This is a genomic window from Corynebacterium sp. AOP12-C2-36 (assembly GCF_052379185.1).
Taxonomy (GTDB): Bacteria; Actinomycetota; Actinomycetes; order Mycobacteriales; family Mycobacteriaceae; genus Corynebacterium.
Genome location: NZ_JBQSYJ010000031.1, coordinates 1 through 21,751, shown reverse-complemented (window position 1 = coordinate 21,751; position 21,751 = coordinate 1). Strand labels below are relative to the sequence as shown.

At 67.9% G+C, this 21,751-nt stretch carries 25 protein-coding genes; 10 read left to right on the top strand and 15 right to left on the bottom strand.

The genetic code is table 11. The features are described from left to right. Positions 1–755: 755 nt before the first annotated feature. The gene (locus ACT3UN_RS15455) at positions 756–1,928 is read left to right on the top strand and encodes an acyl-CoA dehydrogenase family protein (RefSeq protein ID WP_301442773.1); all 1,173 of its coding nucleotides are present in this window, start codon (positions 756–758) and stop codon (positions 1,926–1,928) included. Positions 1,929–2,016: 88 nt separating this feature from the next. Here the strand turns inward: ACT3UN_RS15455 and ACT3UN_RS15450 are convergent, their stop codons facing one another. Both ACT3UN_RS15450 and glyA read right to left on the bottom strand, forming a co-directional pair. Continuing rightward, positions 2,017–2,634 (bottom strand): isochorismatase family protein, encoded by a 618-nt coding sequence (locus ACT3UN_RS15450; RefSeq protein WP_301442772.1) that lies wholly within the window; start codon positions 2,632–2,634, stop codon positions 2,017–2,019. Positions 2,635–2,655: 21 nt separating this feature from the next. Next, complete coding sequence (glyA, locus tag ACT3UN_RS15445; protein ID WP_301442771.1) at positions 2,656–3,963, bottom strand: serine hydroxymethyltransferase; 1,308 nt, start codon at positions 3,961–3,963, stop codon at positions 2,656–2,658. Positions 3,964–4,093: 130 nt separating this feature from the next. Here glyA and coaA point away from each other — a divergent pair, with 130 nt between their 5' ends. Next, on the top strand, positions 4,094–5,023 hold the full coding sequence (gene coaA, locus ACT3UN_RS15440; protein ID WP_301442770.1) for a type I pantothenate kinase: 930 nt from the start codon (positions 4,094–4,096) through the stop codon (positions 5,021–5,023). Positions 5,024–5,053: 30 nt separating this feature from the next. Here coaA and ACT3UN_RS15435 read toward each other — a convergent pair whose 3' ends face one another. The 3 genes from ACT3UN_RS15435 to mca are packed head-to-tail and all read right to left on the bottom strand — an operon-like array spanning position 5,054 to position 7,155. Beyond that, entirely contained in the window at positions 5,054–5,809 is a 756-nt protein-coding gene (locus ACT3UN_RS15435; protein ID WP_301442769.1) for an isoprenyl transferase, read from the bottom strand. Further along, positions 5,806–6,189 (bottom strand): hypothetical protein, encoded by a 384-nt coding sequence (locus tag ACT3UN_RS15430; RefSeq protein WP_301442768.1) that lies wholly within the window; start codon positions 6,187–6,189, stop codon positions 5,806–5,808. Before ACT3UN_RS15430 ends, ACT3UN_RS15435 begins: the two co-directional genes overlap by 4 nt. A 36-nt stretch (positions 6,190–6,225) precedes the next feature. Beyond that, a complete protein-coding gene (gene mca / locus ACT3UN_RS15425) occupies positions 6,226–7,155 on the bottom strand; it encodes a mycothiol conjugate amidase Mca (RefSeq protein ID WP_444657535.1) in 930 nt (309 codons plus the stop codon). A 121-nt stretch (positions 7,156–7,276) separates the two neighbouring features. On the opposite strand from mca, the gene ACT3UN_RS15420 reads away from it, so the two are divergent. Together ACT3UN_RS15420 and greA are read left to right on the top strand one after the other, a co-directional pair. Then, the gene (locus ACT3UN_RS15420) at positions 7,277–7,711 is read left to right on the top strand and encodes a DUF4307 domain-containing protein (protein ID WP_301442767.1); all 435 of its coding nucleotides are present in this window, start codon (positions 7,277–7,279) and stop codon (positions 7,709–7,711) included. Between the two features lie 168 nt (positions 7,712–7,879). Next, the gene (greA, locus tag ACT3UN_RS15415) at positions 7,880–8,401 is read left to right on the top strand and encodes a transcription elongation factor GreA (protein ID WP_301442766.1); all 522 of its coding nucleotides are present in this window, start codon (positions 7,880–7,882) and stop codon (positions 8,399–8,401) included. A gap of 95 nt (positions 8,402–8,496) precedes the next feature. On the opposite strand, the gene ACT3UN_RS15410 is transcribed toward greA, so the two are convergent. Beyond that, complete coding sequence (locus tag ACT3UN_RS15410) at positions 8,497–9,387, bottom strand: Bax inhibitor-1/YccA family protein (RefSeq protein WP_301442765.1); 891 nt, start codon at positions 9,385–9,387, stop codon at positions 8,497–8,499. A 205-nt stretch (positions 9,388–9,592) separates the two neighbouring features. Between ACT3UN_RS15410 and ACT3UN_RS15405 the strand changes: the two genes are divergently transcribed. Next, positions 9,593–11,176 carry a succinic semialdehyde dehydrogenase gene (locus tag ACT3UN_RS15405; RefSeq protein WP_444657534.1) on the top strand — a complete coding sequence of 528 codons (1,584 nt, stop codon included), beginning with the start codon at positions 9,593–9,595 and terminating at the stop codon, positions 11,174–11,176. A 16-nt stretch (positions 11,177–11,192) separates the two neighbouring features. Here ACT3UN_RS15405 and ACT3UN_RS15400 read toward each other — a convergent pair whose 3' ends face one another. Next, on the bottom strand, positions 11,193–11,876 hold the full coding sequence (locus ACT3UN_RS15400; RefSeq protein WP_301442763.1) for an SDR family oxidoreductase: 684 nt from the start codon (positions 11,874–11,876) through the stop codon (positions 11,193–11,195). Positions 11,877–11,981: 105 nt separating this feature from the next. Between ACT3UN_RS15400 and ACT3UN_RS15395 the strand changes: the two genes are divergently transcribed. Continuing rightward, complete coding sequence (locus tag ACT3UN_RS15395; protein WP_301442762.1) at positions 11,982–12,242, top strand: hypothetical protein; 261 nt, start codon at positions 11,982–11,984, stop codon at positions 12,240–12,242. Positions 12,243–12,253: 11 nt separating this feature from the next. Here the strand turns inward: ACT3UN_RS15395 and ACT3UN_RS15390 are convergent, their stop codons facing one another. The 4 genes from ACT3UN_RS15390 to ACT3UN_RS15375 all read right to left on the bottom strand — a co-directional run bounded on the left by ACT3UN_RS15390 (position 12,254) and on the right by ACT3UN_RS15375 (position 15,910). Further along, the gene (locus ACT3UN_RS15390) at positions 12,254–13,561 is read right to left on the bottom strand and encodes a threonine/serine exporter family protein (protein WP_444657533.1); all 1,308 of its coding nucleotides are present in this window, start codon (positions 13,559–13,561) and stop codon (positions 12,254–12,256) included. A 38-nt stretch (positions 13,562–13,599) separates the two neighbouring features. After that, positions 13,600–14,061 carry a DUF4442 domain-containing protein gene (locus ACT3UN_RS15385; RefSeq protein WP_444657532.1) on the bottom strand — a complete coding sequence of 154 codons (462 nt, stop codon included), beginning with the start codon at positions 14,059–14,061 and terminating at the stop codon, positions 13,600–13,602. 95 nt (positions 14,062–14,156) lie between these two features. Beyond that, positions 14,157–14,894 carry an ABC transporter permease gene (locus ACT3UN_RS15380; protein WP_301443176.1) on the bottom strand — a complete coding sequence of 246 codons (738 nt, stop codon included), beginning with the start codon at positions 14,892–14,894 and terminating at the stop codon, positions 14,157–14,159. An 8-nt stretch (positions 14,895–14,902) separates the two neighbouring features. After that, positions 14,903–15,910, bottom strand: a complete 1,008-nt coding sequence (locus tag ACT3UN_RS15375) for an ABC transporter ATP-binding protein (protein ID WP_444657531.1) — start codon at positions 15,908–15,910, stop codon at positions 14,903–14,905. 151 nt (positions 15,911–16,061) lie between these two features. Between ACT3UN_RS15375 and ACT3UN_RS15370 the strand changes: the two genes are divergently transcribed. Further along, positions 16,062–17,357 (top strand): MFS transporter, encoded by a 1,296-nt coding sequence (locus ACT3UN_RS15370; protein WP_301443174.1) that lies wholly within the window; start codon positions 16,062–16,064, stop codon positions 17,355–17,357. Here ACT3UN_RS15370 and ACT3UN_RS15365 read toward each other — a convergent pair. Further along, positions 17,332–18,261 (bottom strand): helix-turn-helix transcriptional regulator, encoded by a 930-nt coding sequence (locus tag ACT3UN_RS15365; protein WP_444657536.1) that lies wholly within the window; start codon positions 18,259–18,261, stop codon positions 17,332–17,334. The genes ACT3UN_RS15370 and ACT3UN_RS15365 overlap by 26 nt on opposite strands. A gap of 147 nt (positions 18,262–18,408) precedes the next feature. Between ACT3UN_RS15365 and ACT3UN_RS15360 the strand changes: the two genes are divergently transcribed. Both ACT3UN_RS15360 and ACT3UN_RS15355 read left to right on the top strand, forming a co-directional pair. Next, a complete protein-coding gene (locus ACT3UN_RS15360; protein WP_301443172.1) occupies positions 18,409–19,434 on the top strand; it encodes a zinc-dependent alcohol dehydrogenase family protein in 1,026 nt (341 codons plus the stop codon). Next, positions 19,431–20,648, top strand: coding sequence for an MFS transporter (locus ACT3UN_RS15355; protein ID WP_301443171.1), 1,218 nt, complete (start codon positions 19,431–19,433; stop codon positions 20,646–20,648). The genes ACT3UN_RS15360 and ACT3UN_RS15355 overlap by 4 nt, the downstream gene beginning before the upstream one ends. Positions 20,649–20,665: 17 nt before the next feature. On the opposite strand, the gene ACT3UN_RS15350 is transcribed toward ACT3UN_RS15355, so the two are convergent. Genes ACT3UN_RS15350 through ACT3UN_RS15340 form a run of 3 tightly spaced genes read right to left on the bottom strand, consistent with a single transcriptional unit; the run spans position 20,666 to position 21,443 of the window. Continuing rightward, positions 20,666–21,058, bottom strand: a complete 393-nt coding sequence (locus ACT3UN_RS15350; protein WP_441583001.1) for a hypothetical protein — start codon at positions 21,056–21,058, stop codon at positions 20,666–20,668. Next, positions 21,055–21,243, bottom strand: coding sequence for a hypothetical protein (locus ACT3UN_RS15345; RefSeq protein WP_444657530.1), 189 nt, complete (start codon positions 21,241–21,243; stop codon positions 21,055–21,057). Before ACT3UN_RS15345 ends, ACT3UN_RS15350 begins: the two co-directional genes overlap by 4 nt. A 56-nt stretch (positions 21,244–21,299) precedes the next feature. Beyond that, the gene (locus ACT3UN_RS15340; RefSeq protein ID WP_301443168.1) at positions 21,300–21,443 is read right to left on the bottom strand and encodes a hypothetical protein; all 144 of its coding nucleotides are present in this window, start codon (positions 21,441–21,443) and stop codon (positions 21,300–21,302) included. 90 nt (positions 21,444–21,533) lie between these two features. Here ACT3UN_RS15340 and ACT3UN_RS15335 point away from each other — a divergent pair. Beyond that, on the top strand, positions 21,534–21,751 hold a 218-nt coding region (locus ACT3UN_RS15335), incomplete at its 3' end, for a MerR family DNA-binding transcriptional regulator (RefSeq protein ID WP_444657529.1).

The following is a 21,751-nucleotide window of genomic DNA, read 5'->3' as shown; positions in this document are numbered from 1 at the left end:
TCGGCGTTTAAAACCGACCCGCGCTCGATCTTGGCCCCTGACGGGGGTTCGCAATGAAAAGAGTGAGGGCCCCGTCCTCCCGGGTGACGAACCGGGAGGGCGGGGCCCTCGTGGAGAGCGCGAGCGCCGGGTGACGAATCCGGTGTCGCGAAGTTTCTCCGCTGTGCCGCGACGGGCAGGTGAACTGCAGTCCAGGGCAGCGCGTTGGAGGTGCCGCAGCCCGAGCGCGTCGATCCGGTGAGAAGAGGAAGCCGGATCGTGCGGATTCGGACTGAACCCTGGGTTCCACCTGCCGTTGCGGCTGATTCACAACTGCAGTGCGTCGAGGTGACTAGCCTTCGACACATCCATGAGGTTAGCGAGACCTAAACCGGGATGTCAACAATTAGACAACATTCACGTGATGTAATTCGTGCGAGCCTGCCCTAACTTAGCCTGACCTGCCGTTTCGTCCGTGACGCTTTCCGCTCACGGTGCCACCCCCACCGCCTGCCCCCGCCAATGATGGCAGGATCCCCGACCGCCGGCTCCCTTCCTGACCCCCTCACGACCCTCCCCGTCCGAGCCAACTGTGATCCGGTACTCACTGCCGCCGATATTGTTTCCCACCCCACAATCCTCCCCCAGGTTGGGCTGCCATTACCCCTTTGCGCACACGATGGTTAATATGAATTTGTAACATCTAAGAGACGTGGATCACATGGACAAGGTTCTTGCCCCCTCCACGGCACTCGGCACCGATCCGGAAGGACGCAATGAAGAACTACCTCCCCCGCACCATCTTCGACGAGGAACACGACATGTTCCGGGAGACCTGCAAGGACTTCGTGAACGCCGAGGTCCGTCCGCACGTCGACAAGTGGCACGAGCAGGGTTTCAGCGACCGCGCCATGTTCAAGGCCGCCGGTAACCTCGGACTGCTGGGTATCACCTCCCCCGAGGAGTTCGGCGGCGGCGGAATGCAGGACTACCGTTTCAACGCCATCCTCTCCGAGGAACTCGCCGAGGCCGACTGCGGTTCGGTCATCGTCTCCCTCCAGGTCATCAACGACCTGGTGATCCCCTACCTCGAGCGTTTCGCCAACGACGAGCAGAAGGAGAAGTTCCTCCGCCCGCTGTGCGCCGGTGACAAGATCGCCGCGATCGCCATGACCGAGCCCGGTGCCGGCGCGGACCTCGCAGGCATCCGCACCACCGCCCCGCGCGACGAGGACGGCAACTTCGTCCTCAACGGTTCCAAGACCTTCATCTCCAACGGCATCCAGGCCGACTTCACCATCGTCGTCGCAATCACCGACCCCTCCAAGGGTCGTGCCGGTGTCTCCCTGCTGATCGTCGAGGACGGCATGGAGGGCTACACCAAGGCCGCACCGCTGAAGAAGGTCGGCCTGAAGGCACAGGACACCGCCGAGCTGTCCTTCGAGAACGTCAAGGTCCCCGCCGAGAACCTCCTCGGCGAGGAGGGCGCCGGCTTCGGCTACCTGCGCACGAACCTGGCCCAGGAGCGCGTCTCCATCGCCGTGGGTTCCATCGCGACGTCCCGCCGCGCCTTCGACCTGGTGTACAAGCACTCCCAGGAGCGCAAGACCTTCGGCAACCGTCTGGTGGACCACCAGGCCTACCGCTGGGAGCTGGCCAAGATGGCCACCGAGATCCAGTCCGCGCAGTCCTTCGTGGACGCCGCCGTGGCCGCCAAGGTCAAGGGTGAGCTCGACGAGACCACCGCGTCGATGGCCAAGTACCTGACCACCGAGCTGCAGATCAAGGTCGTCAACACGGCCGTCCAGCTGCACGGTGGCTACGGCTTCATGCTGGAGTACCCCATCGCCACGCACTACCTGGACTCCCGCGTCCAGCCGATCTACGGCGGCCCCAACGAGATCATGCTCGAGATCATCAGCCGCAAGCTGGCCAAGGGCGAGAAGTAGCACCCACCCCTCCCCCTCACCTCTCCTGCATGACTCGGCAACCCGGGAGGCTGGTCCGACCAGCCTCCCGGGTTGCCGTGTGCCGGGCTCACGCCACGGTGACCCCCACGTAGGCCATCTGCTCCACGGCCACCGCCCCTCCGGTCACGGTCACCGGCGAGCACAACTCACTGAGCAGCTCCACCGTGAAGCCCTCCGCCACCGCGTCGAGGGCCGTGGCACGCACGCAGAAGTCCGTGGCGATGCCGCACACCGTCACCTCGGTGACGCCGCGTGAGCGCAGCCACGCCGCCAGGGTGCCGCCCTCCGCAGCACCGGCGGCGCCCGCGCCGTCCTCCCCCGCACCGTCCTCCAGGTGCCCCTCGAAGCCGGAGTAGGCCGCGGTGTACTCCCCCTTCAGGAACCACGCGTTCACGAGCGACGCGTCCAGCGCCGGGTGCAGCTGCGCGCCGTGGGTCCCGGCCACGCAGTGCACCGGCCAGGTCTCCTCGAAGTCGGGTTCGACCCCGTCGGGCGCGAAGTGCCCGGCGGGGTCGATGTGCCAGTCCTTCGTCCCCACGACGACGCCGTAGCGCTCGCCGTGGGCACGCAGGTGTTGCGTGATCGCCGCCGCGACGTCCGCCCCCTTCTCCGTTCCCAGGGAACCCCCTGGGCAGAAGTCGTTCTGGACGTCGACGACGATCAGTGCCCGGTGTGCAGCGTTCATGACGCCAACACTAGGTCCGGGTCAGTTGATCTTCCAGTCCTCCAGCCCCGGGTACAGGGGGAAGTCCGCGGCGACCTTGTCGACGCGGGCACGCAGCGCCTCGGTGTCGGCCGCCTTGCCCTTGGCCAGGGCGGTGCCGATGACATCGGCGACCTCGGTGAACGCCTCGGCGTCCAGACCGCGGGACGCCAGGGCGGACGTGCCGATACGCAGGCCCGAGGTGACCATCGGCGGGCGCGGGTCGAAGGGCACCGCGTTGCGGTTGACGGTGATGCCGACCTCGTGGAGCAGGTCTTCGGCCTCCTGGCCGTTGAGCTCGGAGTTGCGCAGGTCCGCCAGGACGAGGTGGACGTCCGTGCCGCCGGTGAGCACCTGCACGCCGGCGTCGGTGGTGTCCTGGGCGGTGAGCCGCTCGGCGAGGATCTTCGCGCCCTCGAGGGTGCGTGCCTGGCGGTCGCGGAAGTCGTCGGTCTGGGCGACCTTCATCGACACTGCCTTCGCGGCGACGACGTGCATCAGCGGGCCGCCCTGCTGGCCCGGGAAGACCGCGGAGTTGAGCTTCTTGGCCCACTCCTGCTTCGCCAGGATCATGCCGGAACGCGGGCCGCCGAGGGTCTTGTGCACGGTGGTGGAGACCACGTCGGCGTAGGGCACGGGCGACGGGTGCAGGTCGGCGGCGACGAGGCCGGCGAAGTGGGCCATGTCCACCCACAGCTTCGCCCCGACCTCGTCGGCGATCTCACGGAAGGCGGCGAAGTCCTGGTGACGCGGGTAGGCCGACCAGCCGCCGATGATCACGGCCGGCTTCTCCTTGATGGCCTGCTCACGGACCTTGTCCATGTCCAGGCGGAAGGTCTCCGGGTCGACCTCGTAGGCGGCGACCTCGTAGAGCTTGCCGGAGAAGTTCAGCTTCATGCCGTGGGTCAGGTGACCACCGTGGGCCAGCGAGAGACCCATGATCTTGTCGCCGGGGTTGGCCAGGGCCATCAGGACCGCGGCGTTGGCCTGTGCGCCGGAGTGCGGCTGCACATTGGCGAACTCGGCGCCGAAGACGGCCTTGGCGCGCTCGCGGGCCAGGTCCTCGATGACGTCGACGTGCTCACAACCGCCGTAGTAGCGGCGTCCGGGGTAGCCCTCGGCGTACTTGTTCGTCAGAACGGAGCCCTGCGCCTGGAGGACCGCGCGCGGAACGAAGTTCTCGCTCGCGATCATCTCCAGGGTGTCCCGCTGGCGGGAGAGTTCGCCGGCGATGGCCGCGGCCACCTCCGGGTCGAAGTCCGCCAGTTCAGCGTTGTGCTGGGACTGGTCTGGGTGGTTCGTCTGGCTCATGGGGTGGATCGCCTTTCACGTCGGCCGCACTGGATCAGATCAATCACGAAACATCATAACCTGACACACCTGCGGGCACTGCTGGCGGGTGATTGGCCCCACATGGTGCCGGGGTAGCACAATAGCCTCCATGCCAGCCCGTAACCCCGACGAGTACTCCCCCTACATCGAGCTCGACCGGTCGCAGTGGCGCTCCTTACGGAGTTCCATGCCCCAGGTCCTGAGTTCCGGGGAACTCGAGGAGCTGCGCGGTATCGGTGAGGACATCGACATGGACGAGGTCAGCGAAGTCTACCTCCCCCTGTCGCGGATGATCGACCTGCGTTTCGAGGCGATCCGGCAGCTCAACCGTGCCACGCAGACCTTCCTGGGCGAGGACATGCCCCACGTCCCGTTCATCATCGGCGTCTCGGGCTCCGTGGCGGTGGGCAAGTCGACCACCGCCCGCCTGCTGCAGGTCCTGCTGCAGCGCTGGGAGTCCCGGCCTCGGGTGGACCTGATCACCACCGACGGTTTCCTCTACCCGGCCGACGAACTCAACAAGCGGCACATGATGGGCCGCAAGGGGTACCCGGAGAGCTACGACCAGAAGGCCCTGCTCAACTTCGTCACCGCGGTGAAGTCGGGGGTGCCGCGGGTGCCCGCGCCGGTGTACTCGCACGAGAAGTACGACCGCCTCGACGAGGTCCACGTCGTGGACCGTCCGGACATCCTCATCGTCGAGGGGCTCAACGTGCTGCAGACGGGGCCCACGTTGATGGTCTCCGACCTCTTCGACTTCTCGGTCTACGTGGACGCCGACCGCAGGGACATCGAACGCTGGTACGTGGAGCGCTTCCTGAAGCTGAAGAACACCGCCTTCCGCAAGCCGGACGCCCACTTCCGCTACTACGCGGCGTTGAGCGACGAGGACGCGCTGGTCGTCGCCCGCGAGATCTGGCAGACGGTGAACCTGCCGAACCTGGTGGAGAACATCCTGCCCACCCGGGTGCGGGCCTCCCTGGTCCTGCGCAAGGGCCCCGACCACCTGGTGGAGGCGGTACGGATGCGCAAGATCTAGGAGCGTCCTCCCCCGGGACGACCTGTGTGCCTACTTGCCGTAGCGGCGTTCGCGCACGGAGAAGTCGCGCAGGGCGCGCAGGAAGTCCAGGCGGCGGAACGCCGGCCAGTAGGTGTCGGTGAACCAGATCTCCGAGTACGCCGACTGCCACAGCAGGAAGCCGGACAGACGCTGTTCGCCGGACGTCCTGATCACCAGGTCCGGGTCCGGTTGCCCGGAGGTGTAGAGGTGGTCGCCGATGGCGCCGTCGGTGATGTGCGCGCTCATCTCCTCCGGTGCGATCCCCTTGCCTGCGAGCTCGTCGACGAGCTTCTGGACGCCGTCGACGATCTCCTGCCGTCCGCCGTAGCCGACGGCGATGTTGACGTGCACCCCGGTGTGGTCGGCCGTCCGCGCCTCAGCATGACGCATACGCTCACGCAGCTCGTCGGGGATGAGGTCGAGCCGTCCCATGACGTGCAGCCGGAAACGCCCCTTGGCGGCGGCGAGCTCGTCGGAGACGTCGCCGATGATCCGCATCAGCAGGCCGAGCTCCTCGGCGCTGCGGCGCAGGTTCTCGGTGCTGAGCAGGTAGACGGTCACCGACTCGATGTCCTGCTCGTCGCACCAGTCGACGACCTCGACGATCTTCTTCGCCCCCACACGGTGGCCGTGGGAGACGTCGGTGAAGCCGTTCTCGCGGGCCCATCGGCGGTTGCCGTCGCACATGATGGCGACGTGCTTGGGCCGCCGACGGCCCTTCAGCTCACGCTGCAGTCGTCGCTCGTAGAGCGAGTAGAGAATCACCGCTGGTCGCCACCTGCATCTTCTCCGTCGGTGCTGCGCACGTCGTCCCCGTCGTGCGCGTCGATCCCGGCCCGTTCGGCGGCGTTGCGGCGGGTGTTCTCCACGTCCGCGGCCTCCTCCTGCGCCATCCGCCGGTCGATGGTGTCGATGTCGAACGGGTCGATGCCGTTGGCCTCGGCGAAGTCGCGCCGCTTGTGCATCTTGCGCATACGCCGGTTGAACAGGTAGCCCAGGGCCAGGATGACGACGAGCAGGCCCACGATCACCAGCAGACCGACGGGTGCCGCCTTACCGAACTCCGGCCCCTGCGGGCCGCGGTTGACCTGTTCCTGGGCAACCAGGGAGACGGTGGAGGTTAGGGACGGGGAAACCGTGATCATGTCTTCAGAGCCTATCGAAGGTAGCGGCAGTCAGCCTCATTCGGGCACGACGCCGGCGAAAAGGTCGTCCTCGGGCAGGCTGGTCTCCACCCGGGACTTGGCGAGCTCGAATTCCTCGGTGGTCCAGACCTGCTGCTGCAGGGCGGTGGGCACAGCGAAGAACGGGCCCTCGGGGTCGATCTGGGTGGCGTGGGCCCGCAGGGCGTCGTCCCGACGCTCGAACCACGGCGCGCACTCCACACGGGTGGTCACCCGCGGCATGATGTCGGGCATGTCCTTCCACCGGTCCAGCGCCACCGTGGCGTTGTCGTCGCCGGACTCGAGGCTGGCCTGGGCGAGCAGCTCGAAACGACGCTTGATGAAACCGTGCGTGTAGTACACCTTCTGCACCTCCCACGGGCGTCCGACCTCCGGGTGGTAGTCCGGGTCCGCGGCAGCGTCGTAGGCGCGCATGCTCACCGCGTGCGTCTTGATGTGGTCGGGGTGCGGGTAGCCGCCGTTCTCGTCGTAGGTGATGACCACGTGCGGGCGGAAGTCCCGGATCACCCGGGTGAGTTCCAGGGTGACCGCCTCCGTGTCCGCGAGCGCGAAGCACCCCTCCGGCAGCGGCGGCAGCGAGTCCCCCTCGGGGAGTCCGGAGTCGACGTAGCCGAGCCAGCGGTGGGTGACGCCGAGGATGTCGGCGGCCCGGGCCATCTCCTGGCGGCGGACGTCGTTCATGTTGTCCACGACGCCGGGGACGTCCATCTTCGGGTTCAGGATGCTGCCGCGTTCGCCACCGGTGCAGGTGAGCACCATGACCTCGGCGCCCTCGTCGGCGTAGCGTGCCATCGCCGCCGCCCCCTTGCTGGACTCGTCGTCCGGATGGGCGTGGACGGCCAGGAGCCGCAGACCCTGACCGGGCCGGCTCTCTGCGGTCGAGCTTTCTGTGCTGTGGTCGGGAGCTCCTTCGCTCACGGATCGCACCCCTTCAGTCGTCGTCTTCGTGGTCTGTTTCGGTCAACTCACCCATTCAACGCTTCCGGCCGGGGCGCGTCCAATCCGTTCGACTGGCTATTCCATGGTGGCAGGGCCTACGATTTGTGGAATGAGCAAGGCGACCTACGGTTCCTCCCGTCAACAGGGTGTGAGCGGCAAGTTCATCGTCATCGGCATCGTGATCCTGTTGATCGCGGTCGGTGTCTACGTGTTCTCGCAGTTCCGCAACAGCACCAGTGCCGACGCCACCGGCGACGCCGCGGGCCACGAACTCGTCGGCGACGACACCCTGCGGATGACCGTCGACATCACGCGGGACGACACCGACAAGCCCGCCTACTGCATCGTCACCGCCCTCGACCAGTCGCGGGCGGAGATCGGACGCCGCGAGGCGGTCGTCGCCGCCGGCGGCACGTCCAGCACGCGCCTGGTCGTCGACATCCCGACGACGGGACGTCCTGTCGCCCCCGACGTGTACGGCTGCTCCACGGTCTTCCCCGACTACCTCGACTCCGAACACACCTCCGGCATCGACGAAGACTGACGGCCACCTGACGACACGGGGGAATCACCCGAATCCCCCTGGTGGTACACTGTGCCCCGACAACTGTGCCGTGGGGACCGCCCCGCGGCTTTTCCCGAACGACCTCAGACCCTGTCCGGCAAAACAGGCTGAACACTGTGGTCTACCTGCAGGAGGACGCGAACGCTCATGGCAGACAATCAGACGACCTGGCTCACCCAGGAATCCTTCGACCGGCTCAACGACGAGCTCAACGCGCTGAAGGCGAATCGTCCCGCTCTGGCCGCCGAGATCAACGAGCGCCGTGAAGAGGGTGACCTCAAGGAGAACGGCGGCTACCACGCCGCCCGCGAGCAGCAGGGCCAGGAGGAGGCCCGCATCGCCTACCTCGAGGAGCTGCTGGACAGCGCCACCATCGGCGAGGCCCCGCAGGAGTCCGGTGTGGCTCTCGTCGGTTCCGTGGTGCACATCTACTACGACGGCGACGAGGACGACAAGGAGACCTTCCTGATCGGTACCCGCGGTCTGGAGTCCTCCAACCCCGACCTGGAGACCTACTCCACCGACGCCCCGCTGGGCGCCGCGCTGATCGGTGCCAAGGAGGGTGAGTCCCGCGAGTACAAGAGCCCGACGGGCGACACGATCACCGTGACCCTGGTCAAGGCGGAGCCCTACGACCCGGACCGCGACGTCCCCCGCGCCGAGCAGTAGGACGCGACGGGCCGGCAACGGCCCACGGGTAAGACAAAAGAACCGCCCCACCGGAATCCTCTCCGGTGGGGCGGTTCTCATGGTGCCGTGGGCTGCTAGTCCCTGTTGAAGTAGGACAGCAGTCGCAGGATCTCGGTGTAGAGCCATACCAGGGTGACGGCAAGGCCGAGGGCGACGCCCCAGGAGTAGCGGGACGGTGCACCGGCGCGGATCATCTTGTCCGCCTGGTCGAAGTCGGCCAGGAAGCTCATGGCGGCCAGACCGATGCAGACGAGCGAGAAGATGATGGCGAGCGGGCCGCCGTCGCGCAGCATGCTGTTCTCGCCGGTGATCATGGCGTAGACGAAGTTACCGAGCACCAGCACCAGGACACCGACCATGGCGCCGAGCAGCATTTTGGTGAACTTCGGGGTCACGCGGATCGCGCCGGTCTTGTAGACGATCAGCATGCCGGCGAACACGCCGATGGTGCCGAGCACGGCCTGGAAGATCATCGCGCCGGCGTTGGCACCGCCGCTGAACTCCACGCTGGTGAACATGAAGGAGAAGCCACCGACGAACAGGCCCTCGAAGGCCGCGTAGACCAGGGTGACGACCGGGGAGCCGTACTTCTTGCCGAACGCGGAGACCAGCACGGCCACGAGGCCACCGATGGCACCGACGAAGGTCAGCGTCATCGCCAGGCTCTCGTTGCTCATGCCGATCATGAAGTTCACCGCGGCCATGACCACGATGACCGCCAGTGTGATGCCGGTCTTGGTGACCACGTCGTCGATGGTCATCGGGCGGTCGGAGCTACCGGTCTGGGCACCGTAATTCGGGGACTGCTGGTACCCGGGCTGCTGCTGGGTCTGCTGACCCTGCTGGCCCCACTGCTCCCCCGCGGACTGGTAGCCCTGCTGGTATGCGGCGGACTGCCCCTGCCGGCCCTGGGCGGAGCCCTCCGACTGGGCCAGCGAACTCATAAAGGGGTTCGAACTTCTCACGACGTCTTTGTCCTTCCGTCACATTCTCTAGTCTGTGTCCCCCGCGGCCCCACCTGGGCCGGTCGCCGTCGCCGACGCCGACGTCCCGAGTGAACGCGGTTACTGCTGTACACCATAACAACGTACAGACCCCGCCCCGTGTTCCCGTAGGCGTGACTACACAATTCCGCGACGTGCGTCCCGATTCTTCGATACTGTGCTTCACATGACGAAAAAGACCGTGGCAACCGGCTCCCTCCCCGACGCCCTGGCGTCCGAGCTCCGGGTCCTCACCGTAAACGCAGCGACCGGAAGCATCGACAACGGCGACCGCCTCGAGATCGAGGGCCCGTTCACCGGCGAGACCATCGGCTGGGTCGGCCGCGGCACGGAGGACGACGTCGACGAGGCGTTCCGTCGCGCCCGCGCGGCCCAGACGCGGTGGGCGGAGGTCGACCCGAAGAAGCGCGGGAAGATCCTGCTCAAGTTCCACGACACCCTGCTCAAGAACCAGAAGACGATGATGGACATCATCCAGCTGGAGACCGGCAAGTCGCGCGACTCCGCCTACGAGGAGGTGATCCACTGCGCGATCACCGCCCGCTACTACGGCAACCAGGTGCACAAGCTCCTCAAGCCGAAGCACCGTGCCGGCGTGATGCCCGTGCTCACCAAGACCACCGAACGCCACCTGCCCAAGGGCGTCATCGGCCAGATCAGCCCCTGGAACTACCCGCTGACGCTGGCCCTGTCGGACGCGCTGCCCGCCCTCGCCGCCGGAAACGGGCTCGTCGCCAAGCCGGACTCCTCCACCCCGTTCTCCGCGCTGTACGCCTTCAAGCTGCTCTTCGAGTCCGGCATGCCCCGCGGGCTCGTGCAGCTGGTGACCGGCCCGGGACGCGTGGTGGGCAACTCCATCGCCGAGCAGTGCGACCACCTCATGTTCACCGGCTCCACGGAGACCGGCAAGAAGCTCGGCGAGATCGCCGGCCGTCGCCTCATCGACTACTCCGCCGAGCTCGGCGGCAAGAACCCGATGATCATCACCGGCGACGCCGACCTGGACAAGATCATGCCCACCGTGCTGACCGGCTGCTTCTCGAACTCGGGTCAGCTGTGCGTGTCCATCGAGCGCATCTACGTGCACAAGGACCGTTACGACGCCTTCGTCCCGAAGTTCGCCCAGGCCACCAAGGACCTGCGGCTCGGCGCCGGGTTCGACTGGAACATCCAGATGGGTTCGCTGAGCGGCGCCAGCCAGATGTCCACGGTCGAGAAGATGGTGGACGACGCGGTCGACAAGGGTGCCACCCTCGTCGCCGGCGGCAAGGCGCGTGCCGACCTGGGCCCCTACTTCTACGAGCCGACCGTGTTCACCGACGTCACCGAGGAGGCGGAGATCAAGCGCGGCGAGGTCTTCGGTCCGGTCGTGTACGTCGAGAAGGTCGACTCCCACGACGAGGCCGTGGAGAAGGCCAACGACACCAACTACGGCCTGAACTCCGCGGTCTTCGGCCCCTCGAAGACCGCCACCGGCATCGCCGAGCGACTGTTCTCCGGCACGGTGAACATCAACGACGGCTACGCCGCCGCCTTCGCCTCCGTGGACAACGAGATGGGTGGCACCGGCGAGTCCGGGCAGGGACGTCGCCAGGGCGCCCACGGTCTGCTGAAGTACACCGAGACCCAGAACGTCACCGACGAGCGCGTCCTGCCGATCCGCGGCCCGGAGTTCCTCAAGCCGCGCGCCTACGCCGCGGTGATGACCGTCCTGCTGCTCGCCGGCAAGACCTTCAAGATCCTGAAGTAGCGTTCAGCAGCAACACTCAGCCGCGGACCGGGCGGACGGACACCTCCTCGATGATCGCCTCGTCGGTGGTGTCCACCGCCAGCCGGACGGCCGCCGCCACCGACGCCGGGGCGACGTAGCGCGTCCCGTCGTAGTCGGTGTTGCCCCGCCCCTGTTGCAGGGAGACCTGCATGTCGGTGTCGACGCGGCCCGGGTGCACGGAGCTGACCCGCACCCGGCCCCGCTCCTCCTCCCGTAGGGCGTCCGTGACGGCCCGCAGCGCGAACTTCGTCCCGGAGTAGGGACCCTGGGCCGCCCCGGAGCGGAAACCGGAGCCCGAGTTGATCGCGACCACCGTGCCGCCGGCCGCCCGCAGGGCGGGGAGCAGCAGTCGGGTGAGTTCGGCCACGCCGAAGACGTTGACCGCGAACATCTCCTGCCACCGCTCCCAGCCCGTCTCCCCCACCGTGGACTCGCCGGCCAGCCCCGCGGAGTGGACGAGCACGTCCAACCGCCCCAGCCCGTCCTGCTCACCGTCCTGCAGACGCTCCACCGCCTGCGCGATCGACGCCGGGTCGCTGAGATCAACGTCCGCGCTGGACCAGGAGATCACCCGGTGCGTGCGCGAAAGGTCCTCGACGATGGCCGCCCCGATCCCCCGCGAGCCGCCGGTGACGAGTGCCAGTGGTCTGTTGTGTTCAGTTCCTGTCGTGGTGTCCATGTCCTACGAGAGTAACGGGCGTTACGTATGCTCGTGGATACCCCTGGGCACACCGTCCCACGGGGCTCGAAGTTTCAAGTTCACGCACCGTGAAAGGACACCGTCATGTTCGGTACCGCAATCACCACCCTGATCCTCGGCGCGCTGTCCGGCGCAGGCGCCTGGTTCGCCTGGGACCAGGACCGCAAGAGCCTGTCGGTGGCGCTGACCATCCTCACGCTCATCCTCGCGGTGATCGCCATCTCCACCGCGTTCGCCGGTGCCGTGGCGGTCATCGTCAAGCTGCTCCCGATCGTGCTGATCGTGCTCGTCGGCTGGCTCGGCATCAAGCAGCTGCAGAACAAGAAGTCCAAGCCCAGCGCCTGAGAATCACGCGGTCACCGGGGCTGAGGTGTCCGCCGTGCCCTCAGGAACTCCCGCGTCCGGTTGGCCACGAAGGCACCGAGTGCCGTCCCGGTGCCGATCGCCACGCACACCGTCACCGCGGACACGAAGTGCTCCGCCCCGGACTCCCCTCCCATCACCTCGAGGATCCCGGAGACCACGGCGATCCCGGGCAGGACCGCGCCCGTGACACCCATCAGCGCGAAGACGTGGTCCGGGTAGCCGGTACGCACCGCCATCATCACCGACACCGCGCCCAGTACCGTGGCCGCACCGGCCGCCGCCCACACCGTGGACGCCCCGGCCACGACCAGGAGGAACTGGTTGACCACGCCGGTGGCCGCACCGATGGTCACCGCCGGCAGCGCCAACCGCAGCCACCCGCCGTTGGCGAAGGCGTTGGCCAGGGCCCCGAGCCCGGAGAACACCAACGCCAGGTACCACGGCAACCCCGGCACGTCGCTGATCAGCGGGTGGTCCATGTCCAGCACCTCCCCGAGGGTGAAGACGTAGACGCCGCTGATCGCCAGCCCGAACGCGGTGACCACCACACTTCCCGCGCGGGTCACCGCCGAGAGGTAGTCACCGTCGATGACATCGGTCATCGCCCCGATGACCTGGGGTAACGGGATGATCAACAGCCAGTTCACCGCGATCGCCGCGGCCGCTGCCACCGGGTCGAGCACGTCGACCAGAACCAGCACGGTCGCCAGTGTGCCGGCGATCGCGCTCTTGATCACCGTGGAGAACAGCTCCGGCATCCGGAACTTCCCCAACGCCTGCCCGCAGAAGGCCGTGACCAGCTGCACCCCGGCCGCTGCCAGCCACGCCTGCCACCCCACCCCGAGCTGCATCGAGATCACGAAGGCGAGCATCGTGGTGCCGCCGGCCACCGCCCACCACGGGGTGCTGATCGCCCGCAGCCGGGTGACCTGCTCGTGCAGCGAGTTGATGCTGCGTTCGGTGGGCCCGGAGGTGTCCTCCCCCTCCCCGGTGATCTCCTCGGCCAGCCGGTGCAGCTGCCAGGAGCGGGTGCAGTCGATGAGGTCCAGTGCCTTGGCCGAGGTGGTGACCGTCACCGTGCCACTGTCGGGCAGTGACGCCTCGACGATGACGAGGCGCCCGACGGTGGTGAAGTGGAACCCCATCAGGCCCCGGGTGTCCGCGCACTGCTTCAGGGTCTCCCCGACCCGCCAGCCGGGCTGCCCGGACTCCAGGAAGCCGCAGCCCAGGTCGGCGAGCAGGCCCAGTTCGTCACGGATACCTTTTGCGCCAGCACGGTCCGCCGGAGATGTGTCCATGACCACGCATTATATGACATCCATGGCCTACTCTGCTCTCAGCTACGCGCCTGCTTCCTCCGGAAGTACACCCGGCTGCGCACGCTGGCGACCACGTCGCCCTTCTCGTCGGTGATGTCGGTGTCGAAACAGTGGAGGTACTTCGACCCGTCGGCGGTCTTCTCCCGGATCAGTTCGAAGGTCTCGTCGTCGGTCCGCATGTCGGCGACGATCCGGCCGCGGCCGGGCTTGCGGTAGACCACGTGGGACTCCGCGTCCCACACGTTGTAGGCCCCACCCAGGCGGGTCAGCCCCATGAACAGGTAGAAGCCGTCCGTCATGGTCTGGATCGTGCCGCCGAACGCGGTGCCGACCAGGTTGGCATTGACGCGGCGTGGACGGTGCGAGGTGATCACCCGGGAGCCGTCGTTGGCGATGTAGTTGATGCGGATACCCGAACCGAGGTAGGGCGGGAAGACCCCCAGGAGAGTCTTCAGTTGGCGCGGACTCGGCTTCAGCATGGGCCCTCCGTGGAGTGGTCGGTACAGTGCGGGATCCCGACGATGATAGAACGCCACACCTCCCCCGCGCGGGCGTTCCGCATACTTCGGGAAAACTACCGGACGTCCGCCGTCGCGTTCCGCCACAGGCCGACCCCGCCGAGGACCACGAACCAGCCGATGATGACCAGGTAGCAGACCGCCGGGGCGATCCCGAGGCTCAGCGGGTCGACCCCGCTGATCAGCTGGTCCTGGCGCTGGACCGGGGCGATCGCGGCGAGCGGGCGGAAGGCGTCGAACTGTTGGGCGGCGTAGCCCACCATGCTGTCGATCAGCAGGATCCAGGCGACGGGCACGGCGACCGCGCCGACCTGGCTGCGGATCACGCAGGCCAGGCCCACGCTCGCCGCCGCGAACAGCACCGAGCTGATCAGCGGCACATAGGCCGCACTCGCGCCGGCACCGAGCTGAAGCCCGGAGCCCAGCACCGCGGCGACGCCGAGGGACAGGGCGATGCCCACCACGTAGAGAACCGCGACGAAGACGGCGGTGACCAGCATCTTCGCCACCACCCACTGCCAGCGTCCGGCCTGGGTCAGGAACGCCTGGGCGTGCATGTGGTTGCGGATGTCGCCGGCGGTGGAGGATGCGGCGAAGATCACCGCGATGAGCAGGAAGATCTGGTAGCCGAAGGTGATCGTCGCCCAGTCGAAACCGGGGCGGTCGCCGAAGACGCCCATCAGGACGACGGGTCCGAACAGGGAACCCGCCAGCAGGACGGCGTACACCAGCGTGGCACGGACGCTGAACAGTTTGGTGGTCTCGGAGCGCAGGGACGTGAGCAGTGTATTCATGGGTGGTTCTACTTTCCGGTGGTCAGGACGGTGGTTTCGGTGCTCTCGGTACCGTCGGCGCTGTCGGTCCGGTACTCCTGGGCGTCGGCGGTGGCGGCCAGGAAGCGCGACTCCAGGTCCTCGCTCTGCGCGTACAGCCCGGTGACCAGGACGCCCGCGGTGAGGGCGGTCTCGGCGACGGCGCGTCGCACCACCACGTCGCCGACCCCGTCGGGGACGTCCACGGTGATCTGGGAGCCGGACGCCCTGTCGGCGTCCTTCCCCACGGCGTAGCCGGCGGTGAAACCGGCGGTACCCAGCGCGGAGCACAACGTCCTCCCGGCGCGGGCGTCGGTCGTCTCGACGAGCACGTGGGCGCCGCCGGCGAGGAACTCGTCCATCGAGTACTCGCCGATCATGCGTCCCTTGCCGATCACGACCAGCCGGTCGGCGGTCTGCTGCATCTCGGAGAGCAGGTGGGAGGACACCAGCACGGCCCGCCCCTCCCCCGCCAGGGCGCGGATGGTGTGCCGCATCCAGCTGACGCCCTCGGGGTCGAGCCCGTTGACCGGCTCGTCGAGGACCAGGTGCGCCGGGTCGCCCAGCAGCGCACCGGCGAGGCCGAGACGCTGCTTCATGCCCAGCGAGTAGCCGCCGACCTTCTTGTCCCCGGCGGAGGCCAGCCCCACCAGCTGCAGACACTTGTCCACGCGGGAGTCGGAGATGCCCGCGCCGCGCGCCAGTACCTTCAGGTGTGAGCGTCCGCTGCGTCCGGGGGTGAACCAGGTGGCCTCCAGCAGGGCGCCTGCGGTGGCGGGCTTGTCGGCGACGTTCCGGAACTCCTGCCCGTCGAACTCGGTGTGCCCGGCGGTGGGACGGTCGAGTCCGAGCATGCAGCGCATCGTGGTGGACTTGCCGGCGCCGTTGGGGCCCAGGAAGCCGGTGACGGCGGCGTCCGGCACGGTGAACGAGAGCTCCTCGACGGCCGGTGTAACGGAACGGCCGTACCTCTTCGACATCTTCTCTACTGTGATCATGGTTCCCAAGTCTTCTCCCCGGCCCCCTGCCGGCACATCGACCTGCGGGGGGATCTCCGGGGACGGTTTGGGGTCCCACACCTCATACCCAGGTATGAGCACGGGGCGTACTGTCGGCACGACATTTTCCCCGACCGAAAGGGCTCCCTGCGTGCCCACCACCCGACGCCGCCAGTCGATGTTCGTCGCCGCCTTCGGCACCATCGTCGAGTGGTACGACTTCTCGATCTTCTTCTACGTCTCGGCGAGTCTGGCGAACACCTTCTTCAACGGCAACGACGGTTCACTGCTGCTCACCCTCGCGCTCGGCGCGGCCGGCTTCGTGTTCCGTCCCCTCGGCGCGATGGTCTTCGGGCACCTGGGTGACCGCATCGGACGCAAGTCGTCGTTGATCGTCTCGGCGTCGCTGATGGCGGTGGCGTTGGCGGGCATCGCGGTGATGCCCGGGTTCGACACCATCGGGATCTGGGGCGGTGTCGGGGTGCTGGTGCTGCGGTGCGTGGCCGGGTTCGCCGTGGGCGCGGAGTACACCGGCATCATGGTCTACCTGGTGGAGTCGGCCAGAGACGGCCGCCGCGGGTTGGCGGCGAGCTGGGCGGCGGCGAACTCGGAGGTCGGCTCGCTGCTGGCGGTCGGCGGCGGCTACCTGATGGCGCGGTTCCTGAGCGCCGAGGACCTGGATGCCTGGGGGTGGCGCGTGCTGTTCCTCGTGGGCGCACTGCTCGCCGCGGTGATGGTGCCGATGCGCCGGCTGATGGACGAGACGGAGACCTTCACCGAGGTCAAGGACACCGCGGAGAACACCGCCCGCTCCCCGCTGGTGACGGTGCTGAGGACCCATCCGCGTGCCGTGCTGGTGGCGTTCCTGGTGTCGTCGGTGGGCTCGGCGGCGTACTTCCTCAACATCACCAACGTGCCGACGTACCTGGAGACCACCGCCTCGATCGACAGTTCCACGTCCCTGTGGCTGGGGACGGTCGCCGCGGTGGTGGCGATCCTGGTGACGCCGCTGGCCGGTGTGGCGTCCGACCGTTTCGGACGACGCCCGGTGTTCATCTTCGTCGGCGTGGTCATCCTGGCCACGACGATCCCGGCGTACATGATGCTCGGCGGTGGGACGGGGTCGACGGCGCTGCTGGGCGGTGCGCTGCTCGCCGTGCCGGCGGCGGGCTGGAGCGCGGTCGCCGCCTCCGCCGTCCCCGAGCAGTTCACCGCGGTGGGACGTTTCTCGGGCATGGCGATCGGCTACAACACGGCCACGGTTCTGTTCGGCGGGTTGTCGCCCTTCGTGGCGACGTGGCTGATGACGGTCACCGGTTCGCCTTACGCCCCGGCGTGGTACGCCGTGGCGATCATCGTGTTCGCCGGGATCCCGATGCTGCTGCTCTTCCGGGACCGGGCGCACGTGCCCCTCGACGAGATCAACTCAGGTGCCGCGGACGGGTGACGTCCCCGAGTTCGGCGCCGGTTGCACCAGTAGCTGCCCCGGTAGCTGCCCCGGTAGCTGCCCACGACGCGAGCAGCTTCATGGCGTCCTCGGACGGTGAGCCGGGTTCGGGGGCGTAGATCGTCCAGGTCAGTCCGCGCTCGCCCTCCATGCGCAGTCCCTCGTAGGCCAGGGTCATCTCCCCGACTTCCGGGTGGTGGAAATGCTTGAAGCCGCTGCCGTGGTGACGCACGTCGTGGGCTCCCCACCGGGTGCGGAACTCGTCGCTGCGGGTAGACAGTTCCCCGACGAGGTCGTGCAGCGCCTTGTTGTGGGGGTCGCGGGCGGCCTCGGTGCGCAGGATCGCCACGGTGATGTCGGCCATGCCCTCCCAGTCCGGGTAGAAGTCGCGGGCCCGGTCGTCGAGGAAGGCCTGGCGGGCGATGTTCGGCGGGCCGGCGGGACGCCCCGGCATGTCGTAGAGCTGCGTGTAGAAGGCTTCGGCCAGGGTGTTCGTGGCCAGCAGGTCCATCCGGCCGTTGCGTACGAAGGCGGGGCCGGCGGTGACGGCGTCCAGCGCCCACTGCAGGCCGGGCCCCGGGGTCCAGGTGCGCCCGTCGCGCCTCTTCGGGGGACGCGCCGTCGGTGAGGCGGCGTGGGCGAGGTCGAAGAGGTGGGCACGTTCGGCGTCGTCGAGGCGCAGCGCGCGCGCCAGGCTCTCGAGGACCTCGGGGGACGCACCGGCGACCGCGCCGCGTTCCAGTTTCGTGTAGTACTCCACGCTGACGCCGGCCAGCGTGGCGACCTCGCTGCGTCGCAGCCCCGGTACGCGCCGGTTCGTCCCCGCCGGAAGCCCCACCTCGCCAGGGGTGACCTTGGCTCGCCGGGTGGTGAGGAACTCCTTGACCTCCGCCTTATTGTCCATGCCGTTGCCCATACCCCGAGCATAGGGCCCTCCTCCCCGCTGAGGGAGGTACTGCCGGTACCCCGCCCGACAGGCTCTCCCACAGCCCCGCCGGGACTGGTTGACTCACCGAGGTAGAGACATGAACCTTCGAGATTGGAGACCACCTTGCGTGCAGTCATCATGGACGCCCCCGGCCAGATCCGCGTCGGCGAGCGCGACGACCCCCGGATCATCGACCCGACGGACGCCGTCATCCGCATCACCGCGACCTGCATCTGCGGCTCGGACCTGTGGCCCTACCGGGGCGTGGAGCCGGCCGACCACCTGCACATGGGCCACGAGTACGTCGGCGTGGTCGAGGAGGTCGGCGACGCGGTGACCACCGTGGCACCCGGTGACCACGTGGTCGGCTCGTTCGTGATCTCCTGCGGCGAGTGCGAGATCTGCCGGTCCGGCTACCCGTCGAAGTGCGTCCACGCCGAATTCGTGCACGCCGGCATCGGCACCCAGGCCGAGCGCGCGCGGATCCCCCACGCCGACGGCACGCTGGTGGCCACTCCCGGCGAGCCGGACGCCGACCTCGTTCCGTCCCTGCTGGCGGCGTCGGACGTCCTGGGTACCGGGTGGTTCGCCGCGGACGCCGCGGCCGTCGGCCCCAGCAAGACCGTCGCCGTGGTCGGCGACGGCGCGGTCGGCCTGATGGGTGTGCTGGCGGCGAAGGAGATGGGTGCCGAGAGGATCATCGCGATGTCGCGGCACGCTGAGCGCCAGGCGCTGGCGCGCGAGTTCGGTGCCACCGACATCGTCGAGGAGCGTGGGGACGCCGGGGTCGCGAAGGTCCGCGAGCTGACCGGCGGCCTGGGCGCGCACAGCGTGATCGAGGCGGTCGGTACCCGCGAGTCCTTCATGCAGGCCATCCACTCGGCCCGCGGTGGCGGGCACGTCGGTTTCGTGGGTGTTGCACACGAGGGCGTGGACCTGCCGATGGACGAGGTCTTCTTCGCCGAGGTCCACCTGCACGGCGGCCCTGCCCCGGTGCGGCGCTACCTCCCGGAGCTCACCGCCAAGATCTGGGCCCGTGAGATCAACCCGGGCAAGGTCTTCGACCTCTCGCTGCCGATGGAGGACGCCGCCGAGGGCTACGCCGCGATGTCCGAGCGTCGCGCGACCAAGGTGATGCTGACGCTGTGAGTGGTACCGAATCCCGCCTCCCGTTCGTCACCTACGTCCTGGCGGCCGGTGTCTTCCTCATGGGCACCACGGAGTTCATCGTCGCCGGGATCCTGCCGGACATCGCCGAAGACCTGTCGGTGTCCGTGTCCGACGCCGGACTGATGATCACCGTCTTCGCCATCGGCATGATCGTCGGCACCCCGGCCATGGCGGTGCTCACGCTCCGGCTCCCGCGGCGCATGACCCTCACCCTCGCGCTCCTGGTGTTCGCGGTGGGCCACGTCATCGTGGCGTTGTCGTCGTTGCTGCCGTTGATCCTCGCCGCCCGCTTCCTGACCGCCCTGGCGACCGGAGCCTTCTGGGCCGTCGCCGCGGTGGTCGGTGCGCAGGCTGCGGGCCCGTCCCTGTCGTCGAAGGCGCTGGGCATCGTGCTCGGCGGCGGGATGCTCGCCAACGTCGTCGGCGTCCCGTTGGGTTCCTTCGCCGGCCAGACCGTCGGCTGGCGCGGCCCGTTCTGGGCCTTGGCCGTGCTCGCGGTCGTCGGTGCACTGGTCATCTTCCGTCAGGTCCCTCCCGATCCGCTGGACGCACCGGCGCCGTCGTTGCGCGCGGAACTGCGCGCCCTGCGCGACGGGCGCGTGTGGCTGGTGCTCGCAGGTTGCGCTGTGGTCTGCGGGTCCTCGCTGGCCGTCTACAGCTTCATCGCCCCGTTGTTGACCGACAACAGCGGGCTGCCTGCCAGCGCCGTGCCACTCGTGCTCGTCGGCTACGGGGTCGGGGCGTTCATCGGCTCGAACGTGGGTGGCAGCATCGGCGCGCGTCGTCCGTTCGCCTTGCTGTTCTTCTCCGCGGCAGCGACGTTCCTGGTGCTCGTCGCCCTGCTGCTGTTCTCCCATAACGCAGTGGTGACGGTCATTCTCGTCGCCCTGCTCGGCCTGTTCGGCATGTCCACCAACCCGGTGTTGATCGGCATGGCCGTGCGATACGCGGACAAGGCACCGACCTTGGCGTCGGCGATGGCGACCGCGGCCTTCAACTTCGGTACGGCCATCGGCTCCTGGATCGCCGGCATGACGCTAGCGACGTCCATGGGCGCGAGCGGACCGGTGGCCGTGGGTGCCTGCGTGGCCGCACTGTACGTGGTCCCGTTGACGCTGCTGCTCCGCCGCGAGCGTGCGGATCTTCGCCGGCCCACGGTCGAATCGCCTCAGCGCAACAAGGAGGGTCGGTAAGCAATCACACCGTTCGCCTACACCCTGTCCTTTCGCCAGGCGATGACCGCGGTCAGCACGCCCACCACGGCGAGGAGTGGGAAGAAGGCGAAATATATTTCAACGGGAAGTGGCCCGAATAATTCGCTGAACTGTTCGTTTGACAGAAACTGCAGGCCGGGGAATCCGCGGCCGCCCGGATAGGGCATCGACAGGCCGATCGGATCCTCATGCGAGTTGTAGATCGTCGAAAACTGCGCGTCCAGGACCATCCCGATCGTGGAGACAACCCCGAACACCGCCACGGGGTAGCACACCCAGAACCAGGGAAAAGCCAGATTCCTCTGGTTCTTCTGCCGCGCCCGCCGCGGCAGAATCACCGCCCCGGTCATCGCGACCACCAGGATGCTGCCCAGGAAGACCCAACTCATATGCGCCTCTTCCGCCAGGCCCACACCGACAACGCAAGACCTGCCGCCGCGATCAGCGGGTAGGCGATTCGCGCCCACGGCATCCTGAGCAGGTTCGCGGCAGCGGCATCCGACAGCAAGGAACTGTCGAAGCCGTCGTCGGCATCTGCCAGCGGCATGTACATCGTCCACCCGAAATCAGCCACGGTGGCGGCAGTCCCCGGTAACCAGGCCGCGAACCCCAGGGCGATCGCGAACACCGTCAGGGGAACAGGATCCAGAACCACGGAAATCCGGGACGCTTCTGCTCCTCCGGTTCCTGGCCGCGGTAGGCGGCGCGCCGCGGGAGGATGGCACCGCCGACGAGCAGGACCATCAGGGCGGCGAAGATCAGCAACCACGTCATTAGTGCAGCATAACAGCCGCGCGTAGCATCGGGACGCACGGGAAACCTCATCCTCACTCGAGGTTTCCGGAGACGAAAGGCGGCCCTGACATGAACACCCACACCTCGAACGCCGACGAGCTCCTGAGCATCGGAGAGACGAGCCGACGCACCGGCACCGCGGTCTCGGCGCTGCGCTACTACGAGGACCTCGGGCTGATCGCCTCGGTCCGCACCGGCGGCAACCACCGCCTCTACGCACGTCACATGCTGCGTCGGATCTCCCTGATCAGCGTCGCGAAGAACCTCTCCACCCACCGCGTCTGCGA

Bases quoted from the DNA above. Each gene is read 5' to 3' on its own strand.
- coaA (WP_301442770.1), top strand. From the start codon at position 4,094: ATGCCAGCCCGTAACCCCGACGAGTACTCCCCCTACATCGAGCTCGAC.
- ACT3UN_RS15450 (WP_301442772.1), bottom strand. From the start codon at position 2,634: ATGAACGCTGCACACCGGGCACTGATCGTCGTCGACGTCCAGAACGAC.
- ACT3UN_RS15375 (WP_444657531.1), bottom strand. From the start codon at position 15,910: ATGATCACAGTAGAGAAGATGTCGAAGAGGTACGGCCGTTCCGTTACA.
- ACT3UN_RS15395 (WP_301442762.1), top strand. From the start codon at position 11,982: ATGTTCGGTACCGCAATCACCACCCTGATCCTCGGCGCGCTGTCCGGC.
- ACT3UN_RS15405 (WP_444657534.1), top strand. From the start codon at position 9,593: ATGACGAAAAAGACCGTGGCAACCGGCTCCCTCCCCGACGCCCTGGCG.
- ACT3UN_RS15365 (WP_444657536.1), bottom strand. From the start codon at position 18,261: ATGGACAATAAGGCGGAGGTCAAGGAGTTCCTCACCACCCGGCGAGCC.
- ACT3UN_RS15380 (WP_301443176.1), bottom strand. From the start codon at position 14,894: ATGAATACACTGCTCACGTCCCTGCGCTCCGAGACCACCAAACTGTTC.
- ACT3UN_RS15455 (WP_301442773.1), top strand. From the start codon at position 756: ATGAAGAACTACCTCCCCCGCACCATCTTCGACGAGGAACACGACATG.
- greA (WP_301442766.1), top strand. From the start codon at position 7,880: ATGGCAGACAATCAGACGACCTGGCTCACCCAGGAATCCTTCGACCGG.
- ACT3UN_RS15385 (WP_444657532.1), bottom strand. From the start codon at position 14,061: ATGCTGAAGCCGAGTCCGCGCCAACTGAAGACTCTCCTGGGGGTCTTC.
- glyA (WP_301442771.1), bottom strand. From the start codon at position 3,963: ATGAGCCAGACGAACCACCCAGACCAGTCCCAGCACAACGCTGAACTG.
- ACT3UN_RS15340 (WP_301443168.1), bottom strand. From the start codon at position 21,443: ATGACGTGGTTGCTGATCTTCGCCGCCCTGATGGTCCTGCTCGTCGGC.
- ACT3UN_RS15400 (WP_301442763.1), bottom strand. From the start codon at position 11,876: ATGGACACCACGACAGGAACTGAACACAACAGACCACTGGCACTCGTC.
- ACT3UN_RS15350 (WP_441583001.1), bottom strand. From the start codon at position 21,058: ATGAGTTGGGTCTTCCTGGGCAGCATCCTGGTGGTCGCGATGACCGGG.
- ACT3UN_RS15430 (WP_301442768.1), bottom strand. From the start codon at position 6,189: ATGATCACGGTTTCCCCGTCCCTAACCTCCACCGTCTCCCTGGTTGCC.
- ACT3UN_RS15390 (WP_444657533.1), bottom strand. From the start codon at position 13,561: ATGGACACATCTCCGGCGGACCGTGCTGGCGCAAAAGGTATCCGTGAC.
- ACT3UN_RS15420 (WP_301442767.1), top strand. From the start codon at position 7,277: ATGAGCAAGGCGACCTACGGTTCCTCCCGTCAACAGGGTGTGAGCGGC.